This window comes from Arsenophonus endosymbiont of Apis mellifera, assembly GCF_903968575.1.
In the GTDB taxonomy this organism is placed as follows: Bacteria; Pseudomonadota; Gammaproteobacteria; order Enterobacterales; family Enterobacteriaceae; genus Arsenophonus; species Arsenophonus apicola.
The window spans coordinates 1-8,910 of record NZ_CAJCFU010000058.1 but is presented as its reverse complement, the minus strand read 5'-3'; the positions used below and the strand labels follow the sequence as shown (position 1 = coordinate 8,910).

Annotated in this window: 9 protein-coding genes and 1 pseudogene; 8 read left to right on the top strand and 2 right to left on the bottom strand. The window is 41.9% G+C overall.

Annotated features, from left to right (window positions below; translation table 11 throughout):
* The first annotated feature begins 219 nt into the window (after positions 1-219).
* Complete coding sequence (locus H1X92_RS08755; protein WP_180559778.1) at positions 220-561, top strand: phage tail protein; 342 nt, start codon at positions 220-222, stop codon at positions 559-561.
* A gap of 48 nt (positions 562-609) precedes the next feature.
* On the opposite strand, the gene H1X92_RS08750 is transcribed toward H1X92_RS08755, so the two are convergent.
* Positions 610-1,740, bottom strand: a complete 1,131-nt coding sequence (locus H1X92_RS08750) for an RNA-guided endonuclease InsQ/TnpB family protein (RefSeq protein WP_180559779.1) — start codon at positions 1,738-1,740, stop codon at positions 610-612.
* A gap of 112 nt (positions 1,741-1,852) precedes the next feature.
* On the opposite strand from H1X92_RS08750, the gene H1X92_RS08745 reads away from it, so the two are divergent.
* Genes H1X92_RS08745 through H1X92_RS08720 form a run of 6 tightly spaced genes read left to right on the top strand, consistent with a single transcriptional unit; the run spans position 1,853 to position 8,101 of the window.
* Positions 1,853-2,596: a phage minor tail protein L gene (locus H1X92_RS08745; RefSeq protein WP_180559777.1), complete on the top strand. Its 744-nt coding sequence runs from the start codon at positions 1,853-1,855 to the stop codon at positions 2,594-2,596.
* Positions 2,593-3,306 carry a C40 family peptidase gene (locus tag H1X92_RS08740; protein WP_180559776.1) on the top strand — a complete coding sequence of 238 codons (714 nt, stop codon included), beginning with the start codon at positions 2,593-2,595 and terminating at the stop codon, positions 3,304-3,306. The genes H1X92_RS08745 and H1X92_RS08740 overlap by 4 nt, the downstream gene beginning before the upstream one ends.
* Positions 3,303-3,911, top strand: a complete 609-nt coding sequence (locus H1X92_RS08735) for a tail assembly protein (protein ID WP_180559775.1) — start codon at positions 3,303-3,305, stop codon at positions 3,909-3,911. The genes H1X92_RS08740 and H1X92_RS08735 overlap by 4 nt, the downstream gene beginning before the upstream one ends.
* Positions 3,912-3,962: 51 nt before the next feature.
* Positions 3,963-7,172, top strand: a complete 3,210-nt coding sequence (locus H1X92_RS08730) for a host specificity protein J (RefSeq protein ID WP_180559774.1) — start codon at positions 3,963-3,965, stop codon at positions 7,170-7,172.
* Positions 7,169-7,432: a hypothetical protein gene (locus H1X92_RS08725; RefSeq protein WP_180559773.1), complete on the top strand. Its 264-nt coding sequence runs from the start codon at positions 7,169-7,171 to the stop codon at positions 7,430-7,432. The genes H1X92_RS08730 and H1X92_RS08725 overlap by 4 nt, the downstream gene beginning before the upstream one ends.
* 3 nt (positions 7,433-7,435) lie before the next feature.
* Complete coding sequence (locus H1X92_RS08720) at positions 7,436-8,101, top strand: hypothetical protein (RefSeq protein ID WP_180559772.1); 666 nt, start codon at positions 7,436-7,438, stop codon at positions 8,099-8,101.
* Here the strand turns inward: H1X92_RS08720 and H1X92_RS08715 are convergent.
* Complete coding sequence (locus tag H1X92_RS08715; protein WP_180559771.1) at positions 8,082-8,387, bottom strand: TonB family protein; 306 nt, start codon at positions 8,385-8,387, stop codon at positions 8,082-8,084. The two genes, H1X92_RS08720 and H1X92_RS08715, sit on opposite strands and share 20 nt — an antisense overlap.
* A gap of 37 nt (positions 8,388-8,424) precedes the next feature.
* Between H1X92_RS08715 and H1X92_RS15870 the strand changes: the two are divergent.
* Positions 8,425-8,910 (top strand): annotated as a pseudogene (locus H1X92_RS15870) (hypothetical protein); the annotation flags it as partial.

The window sequence follows — 8,910 nt, the reverse complement described above, 5'->3', positions numbered from 1 at the left end:
CTTCGGGCTTTTCAAGCCCGACCAAATTCCCCTCCCACCTTATGTCGGTGGGAGTACCCTTTGGAGGTTAAGATGGAGTTGGCTCATCGTGCAGGGTACTTAATTATTCGTAAGGATAAACTGTTGTCACTGCACAATGAGTGGTAATACGTAACAAATCAATCATCGTATAATTTACAGGTCACTGCTCAGGTGGCCTTTTTTTATGGAGTCAAGTTAATGGATGAATTTAGATGGCGAACCCAGATACAAGACAGCCCAACGGGCGAGTACAGGCACCGAATCAAAGAAGTTGAATTTGGTGATGGTTACAAACAGGTAGCAGCCGATGGCATTCATCCCGAATCGCAATCCTGGCCATTTTCTTATTTAGGTAAAAAAGCCGAAGTGATGCCTATCTTTGATTTTATTCGCCAACACACTTCAAAGTCTTTTATCTGGATTCCCCCTTTTGGTGTCAAGGGAGTGTATCGGGTAAAAGCTGATTCGATCAAGATGACTCCGGTTGCGCGTGATGTCATGAAAATATCAGCCACGTTTGAGGAGGCTTTCTCAGCTTGACTGCTCCCCTACCTAAAGGAAGGGGATTCCCAATTCACAGAGCCTAACCTAAGCCGCATTAAGCGATTTAGGGCTTATAGGCTCTCCAAGGGCTAACACCGCTAGACCAGCGGCTTTTATGTTTTTAGCAGCGTTAATATCTCGGTCATGATTAACGCCACATTCAGGACAGCGCCACGACCGAATATTTAACGCTAATTTAGATAGTGTATATCCGCAATCGCTACAGCGTTTTGACGAAGGAAAGCACTGATCGATGGCAACAATAGTGCGCCCGTACCAATTAGCCTTATATTCAATTTGGCGAACAAATTCGCCCCAACTTGCGTCAGCTATCGCTTTAGATAGCTTAGGATTTCGGATCATGTTTTTTACTTTCAGGGATTCAACACAGACAACTTGGTTTTCGTTAATCAGTCTATGGGATAGCTTATGCAAGTTATCCAGTCGGCAATCAGTTATTTTCGCATGGAGTTTTGCAACTTTTAAACGTGCTTTAGTACGATTGTTTGAACCTTTTTTCTTTTTGCTCAAACGGCGTTGTAGTAAAGCTAATCGTTTCGAATATTTAGTGGTGTGGCGGGGATTGCCGGTTTTTAATCCGGTGTCGGTGACGAACAAGTCTTTTAAGCCAATATCAATACCTGTCATTTTTTCAGAAACAGGTAGTGATATTGGTTCAAATTCACACAAACAGGACGCAAAGTATCGTCCAGATGCGTCTTTAGAGATGGTAACAGTTGAAGGTGCTGAAGGTAGTTCTCGACTCCAGCGAATATCTAAAGGTTCTTTACTTTTCGCTATGTACAGCTTGCCGTCACGGTATTTAAACGCACTAGCGGTAAATTCAGCAGATTGTTTGTGGTGTTTGGTTTTAAAGGTCGGGTATTTGGCGCGCCCTGAAAAGAAGTTAGAAAAAGCTGCTTGTTGGTGTCGTAAAACCTGCTGTAACGGTACGCAAGAAACACTGTTAAGCCATTGTACATCCGTTTCTTTCTTTAAGGCAGTCAATCGTGCGTTGGCTTGAATATAGCTAATTTTTTCTTTTCTTTCGTAGTAGGCATCGGTGCGCCAGCGAAGAATTGAGTTATAGACAAAACGCACGCAGCCGAACGTATTAGCTAAAAGCTCAACTTGTTCAGATGTTGGGTAAAACCGATATTTATAGGCGCGCTTCATATTCACATTATCACATTAAATATGTGAGGTTGTAAATGTATATAGTAAAAGTAATGTTAGTTCCCTCTTTCCTCCTCCCCCTGAAGGGCAAGGTTTCCAGAGGGCATTATTGATGATAATCCATTCAGATGTGCAAAAATTAGAACCCGGTGAAAAAATCCAGTTGGTGGAAGTAGACGGCAATGCATTTGGTGGCCCTGTTTTGCGTTTTCATGCTTACAACCTTCGTTACACACCCGAGGAAATTGAAAAGGCAGAAGATAAATTAAAACCGAAGCCTATCTGGTGGCAAGGTAACGAATATGGCGCATGGCCTTATGAAATTTCGGGTTTATCAAAAAGTAGTGAAGGCAGCCAAGCCAGACCGATACTGAAAGTGGGTAATATTGATAGTCTGATATCATCACTGTGCCTGGAATTTGATGATATGGTTCAGGCAAAAGTAACCATTTATGAGACCTTTTCGCATTATCTGGATAGGAAAAATTTCCCTGATGATAATCCTACTGAGAATCCTGATGAATGCTTTAAGCAAGTATTTTATGTTGACCGAAAAAGTCATGAAGAAGCGGGGGGAATTATTCAGTTTGAACTGGCTTGCCCGTTTGATTTACAAGGCGTTATGTTGCCAGTACGTCAAATTCATAATCTCTGTTACTGGTGCATGCGGGGTTGGTATCGTTCAGGTAATGGGTGTGCCTATAATGGTAAACGCTATTTTGATGAGAAAGGCAATTCGGTGGATGACCCCGCCTTAGATGTTTGTGGTGGTCTGATGAGCGATTGTAAAAAACGATTTGGTGAAAATGTGCCCTTGGATTTTGGCGGATTCCCTGCGGCAGGTTTGATAAGATGATAACAAAAAGTCTTACTGAAGCAATATTCAACCACGTTAAAAAGGTATTTCCGCAGGAAGCCTGTGGGGTAATTTGCCAAAAGAGTCGTGTGAAACGCTATTTTCCTTGCCGTAATCTTGCTGCAAATCCCACTGAACAATTCGAATTATCACCAGAAGACTATGCCAATGCGGAAGACTGGGGACTGCCGGTTGCTATCGTCCATTCTCATTGTGGCGATGGCGTGACAACACACCCAAGTGAAATAGATAATCTGCAATGCGATGCTAGTGAATTACCGTGGGTAATTGTGTCGTGGCCTGAGGGGGATTTGCGAATAATTCAACCAAGAGGTGAGCGTGAATTAACGGGAAGAACGTTTGTTTTGGGTTACTCCGATTGCTGGACGCTGATTGTTGATTATTTTCGGCAAGAACACGGTATTACATTGAATAATTATAGTGTCACTTATCCTTGGTGGGAGCAAGGTGAAAATCGTTATATGGAGAATTTCATCAAAGAAGGTTTTGTTGAAATTAATGACATACCCAAAGTCAGTGATGTGGTCATTATGCAGGTTCAGTCTGATGTCGCCAATCATGCAGGTATTTTGCTGGATAACGGCATGCTACTGCATCATTTGTACGGGCAATTAAGCCGTGTCACGCCCTACAGTGATTACTGGCGTGACCGAACCGTCAAGATTGTCAGAAGGAAAGAATGGGCATGAGTGAACTGAGAACCGTCAGGTTATATGGAAAACTGGGCACAAAATATGGACGCGTCCATCAACTGGCCATCAGCTCCCCAAGAGAAGCCATTAAAGCATTATGTGTGCTTTACTCAGGTTTTGAGCGTTATCTGGCTGATGCCCATTTGAGAGGCGTCGAGTTTGCGGTCTTCAAGGGAAAGCATAATATCGGCGAAGATGAGTTTCACCTTGATACAACACAGGATATTCGTATTGCCCCGATAATTAAGGGAAGCAAAAACGGAGGACTGTTCCAAACTATATTAGGGGTAGCCATGATAGGCGCAGCAATGATGTTGGGGCCTGTTGGGTGGGCAGCCTTTGGGGCAGGCGGTTTTATGGGCGGTGCTTTAGCGTTAGGTGGGGCATCAATGGCATTAGGCGGTATAGCACAAATGTTGTCACCGCAATCGCCAGGAGCTTCGGTTCGTCAGGATGCCGATAATAAACCGTCTTATGCGTTTGGTGGTGCAGTGAATACGACTGCCCAGGGTAATCCAGTGCCGTTGCTGTATACCTTGGATAGAAAAGAGATAGGTGGGGCAATTATATCCGCAGGGATTTACACCGAAGACCAAAGATAGCATTAATCAAGAACTTTGAGTCGCTGAGGCGGCTTTTTCTATGGGTAAAATATGACAAACCTTATTTTTGGGGCAAAAGGTGGTGATGGCGGTGGGCATAACCCCGTAGAGTCACCCGATAGCTTGCTATCAGAATCAACCGCAAAATTACTCTTTGCTATCTCTGAGGGAGAAATTGCTGGCGGACTAGATGCTACCCGTATTTTTCTTGATGGTACGCCTATTGGTAATGCTGACGGCAGTAAAAACTTCGAGGGCGTGACGTGGGAGTTTCGACCGGGCAGTGAGCAACAAGAATACATCAAAGGCATTCCGTCAGTTGACAATGAGATTAGCATAAGCAGGGAATTAAAAGATGAACAACCGTATATCAGGTCGATAAATAATATCCAGCTGTCAGCTATTCGGTTACGTTTCTCTGTACCACAACTTCTAGAACAACACGATAATGGCGATACCTCCGGTTACCGTATTGATTATGCCATTGACCTGTCAGCGGATGGGAGTGGCTACAAAGAAGTGTTGCGGGCTGCCTTTGATGGAAAAACAACCAGCGAATATCAGCGGACGCACCGTATCGATTTGCCTGTAGCCAAAACCGGCTGGCAATTGCGTGTTCGTCGCCTCACTCCTAACAAAAATACGGCGCGAATTGCCGATAAAGTGGTTGTTGCAGCCATTACTGAGGTGATTGACGCAAAATTAAGATATCCTAATACCGCTTTATTGTTTATCACCTTTGACGCAAGACAATTTAATAATCGCATCCCCAAAGTCAGCTTGCGTCCCAAAGGTGGTTTACTGGTAAAAGTACCCTCAAACTATGACCCTGTAAACCGAACTTATTCGGGTGTCTGGAATGGAACTTTCAAGCTAGCCGCGACGAACAATCCAGCCTGGATTTTTTATGACTTGGTTTTAAATAACCGTTACGGTTGTGGAGAACGGATTAATAGCACACAGATAGATAAGTGGGATTTATACCAGATAGCCCAGTATTGCGATGAATACGTCCCTGACGGTCAGGGTGGTTCAGGTAAAGAGCCTCGTTTTTTATGTGATATTTATATTCAGTCTCAGGAATCGGCTTATCAGGTATTGCGTGATATTGCGGGTATTTTTAGGGGTATGACGTTTTGGGCGGATAATTCTGTCAAAGCGGTGGCTGATATGCCATCGGATATCTTTCGGATTTTCACGCAAGCAAATATCGTCGATGGAAAGGTGACCTATTCAGGCGGTAGTCAGCAAAACCGTTATACGCAGGTACTGGTTTCCTATTCGGATGCCGATAATCACAGTCATGATGCTATTGAGGCGGTCTCTGATAGCAAACTGCAGCGTCGTTATGGTGTGCGTAAAACGGATATTTCGGCGATTGGTTGCACTCGACAATCAGAAGCAAACCGACGCGGACGCTGGATATTATTAACGAATGCTTATGACAGGACGATAACCTTTTCAACTGGGCTGGAAGGTGCTATCCCAACGCCTGGGCAGATTATTGGCGTGGCAGACGCAAATCTTGCTGGCCGTATTATTGGTGGCAGGATTTCATCTGTTGATGAGAGAAAAATTACGCTCGACAGGAAGGCAGATATTAAATCGGGTGACAGACTTATCATTAACTTACCTGATGGAAAATCAGAAGCAAGAACAGTCCAGACGGTTAACGACAATATTATCACTGTAACAGCCCGTTATTCTCAACCCATTGAAAAAAATGCGGTTTGGACAATAGATGCCAACGACCTGGCAATTCAGCTTTATCGCGTAATTAGCATTCAGGACAATGCCGATAATACCTATACCATCACGGGGACTTTCCATAATCCAGATAAATATGAGCATATTGATTCGGGAGCCAGGATTGATAAAAGACCAATTACTGTCATTCCACCGGGTATTCAATTACCTCCGAAGAACGTACATATCTCTGCTTATACCCATATCAATCAAGGGATTGCTGTTACAACGTTAAGAGCTGACTGGGATGCCACAGAAAATGCGATTGCTTATGAGGCACAATGGCGAAGAGGAAATAATAACTGGGTAAGTATACCTCGAACATCTACATCGAGTTTTGAAGTTCAAGGGATATATGCCGGACGCTATCAGGTAAGAGTAAGAGCCATAAACTCATCGGATATCTCATCTATCTGGGCGAATGCTCCTGAGACAATACTGAAAGGTAAGGAAGGCGAACCTCCTGCACCTGTTAACTTCAGGGCTTCCACATTGGTGTTTGGGATAAAATTAGACTGGGGATTTAACGAAAATACGGAAGACACGTTAAAAACAGAGATTCAGTACAGCGAAACCAATGACGGTGAAGGTTTGATGTTACTGGCTGATATACCTTATCCTTCAAAAAGCCATGAAATGTCAGGGTTGGCCGCAGGGACAGACTTTTATTTTCGCGCAAGACTGGTTGATAAATCCGGTAACCAGTCACCGTGGACAGAATTTGTGCGGGGTGAGGCAGAATTTGATGCTAGCAGTATCATTGATGAAATAGACAAAAAAATTAACGATACGGAAGCGATTAAGCAGTTAAAGAAAGGGATAGACAGTAGCACAGAAGCGATACTGGAAAACGCGAAGGGACTCAACGGCAATACGCAGTATTTCATGCGTCAAAACGGCAAAATGAAAGCGGAAATTGTCAGGGTTGATAATTATGTGGTAACCGAGACTAAAGCCTTAGCCGAGTCTATCCATCAGGTCAGAGCGACAGCGGATAAGTCATGGGCAGCCGCTCAGAATTCACTACAAGCTAAGTACGACATGAAAAAGGGTGAGGCTTCTGCAACTTGGACATCGTTAGTCAAGATTCACTATGACGGCGTCTCTTATGATGCAGGAATGGTGATTGGCGCTGAGCTCAAAAACGGTAAAGTTAGTACACAGATTGGCTTTAGCGCCCAAACATTCATCGTATACAATCCGGCCAATGGCAAGATGGAGCCGGTTTTTGCCATCAAAAACGGTCAGGTTGTTATGAGTTCAGTTTTTATTGGTGATGGAACGATAACAAATGCAAAAATTAAAAATGGAGCAATCACAAGAGCCAAAATAGTAGAGTCGTTAGAATCAGATAATTATGAGAAAGACAAAAAAGGAATAAAAATTGATTTTGCTAATGGGATTATGGAGATGAATAGTTATGAAGAAGGGCAGGGTCGGATGGTTATTAATAATAATAAAATTGATGTGTTTGATGGATCTGGTGCGCTAAGAGTGAGGATAGGTAAGTTATGAGTAATTTTGGTTGCCAAGTTTTTTTAAAAAATGGTGCTAACATAGAGACATTAGTCGTGCCAGTTTTCTTTTTAGACTTTATAACAAATGGAAATGGCGAAAAGACATACACAATACCAGAAAATCGATCCCTTAAAGTCTTGCATTCAAATACTTTTAGTGATGGTAGCGCTAAAAAAACTGAAGCAGATATAAAAGGAAATAAAATAACTTACAGAAACACATCAGAAGAAAGACCATTATTGGTTATTGCGGAGTAAATTATGTATGGAGGAAAGATAATTTCAGAAAAAGGCACAGTGTGGATATCGCCTGATGTAACGCCCCTTAATTTAGTAAAACGCGTTGATTTGACTATTACAACTGGCACATTCGGTCAAATTATAAAAACAGAAATACCAAATAATAGACCCATTGTTTTTTTTACTCGTGTCTTCTCTGACAAAATAGGAGTAGCAGCAGTGCCACTCAATAGTAATGGGCAATGGAGCTTAGAAATAAGAGCCGCAAGAAATGCAAAAGGTACAACGGAATCAGTGAAAATAAGGTTTTACATATTTAGTAATTTTGTCCCTAAAGATGTAAGTTCAGACTGGGGTATTCAATACTTTAATGCGAAAGGAGAGCTAACTTGGACTGGAGACATGATACCTTTAGAAGTTTATTCTGGAGTAGCTCCTAACGATAGTAATTACAAGGTTGATGTAGGATTTACTTGTGCAGTTGCGCCTTATTTTTCTGCATCCTACACAGCAGGATTTATCCCCGGTAAACCCCCAGTCTATATATGGATTACTAACGCCTGGAAGGCGTATGGAAATGTTATATCATCATACATAGTTGACAATATTAATTCATCTAGCTCAGGTTATGATCAATTTTACTCTAACAATTACTACTATATAAAAGCTAGTAATTACGATTACTAATGTCTTTTTTATCAAAAACAACAGTTAAATTAACAAATTTTTTTGGTTTGTTTTTTTCAAATCTTTGTTTGTATAAAGCTTTTTTCACAGCCTGATCAAACATAAATGCTGGTTTAGATTCTAAAATCTTTATGTTCTCAACTGAGCCATTTTCGTCAATATCGTAAACAACCTTAACATATCCATTCTGGTTTAAATGCCATGCTCTATCTGGGTAGTCAACTTCAATGGCAGTGCAAAAAGAGTGGTATAAATACGCTATTAACAAGATCAAAACTGATTTCATAGACTTTCCTTTTTCTAAATATATTTGGATATGTAACATGATATACAACACAGGCACAATTACAACCGCGTCAGGGTCTTCTGTTGTCAAAGGCACAGGCACGAAATGGAATAGTAATAATCCACTCGTATCACCAGGCATGTTAATGCTGATTAAAAACGGCGATATAAACTATCCTTACATGATATTGGCAGTTAATAGTGACACTGAATTAACGTTAGCAGATAAGCCGACTTTTAGCGCAACAGATACCACTTACAGCATTAATCTCACTGAACCCAATAATAATTCTGATGCGGCAAGAGCACTAGTTGCAGCTAACACTTACATCCTTTACTTTCTGCAAAACATGGATACCTGGATGGGGGACAACGGTGTCGTTGAAATAACGTTACCGAGCGGTAAAACAGTCAAGTTAGAGTCGATTAAAGCACTACAAGAGTTAGTAGAAGGAAAAGCTGATGCGAGTAGTGTTGAAGAGATAAAAACAGCAGTAGAAGGAAAAGCTGATGCGAGTAGTGTT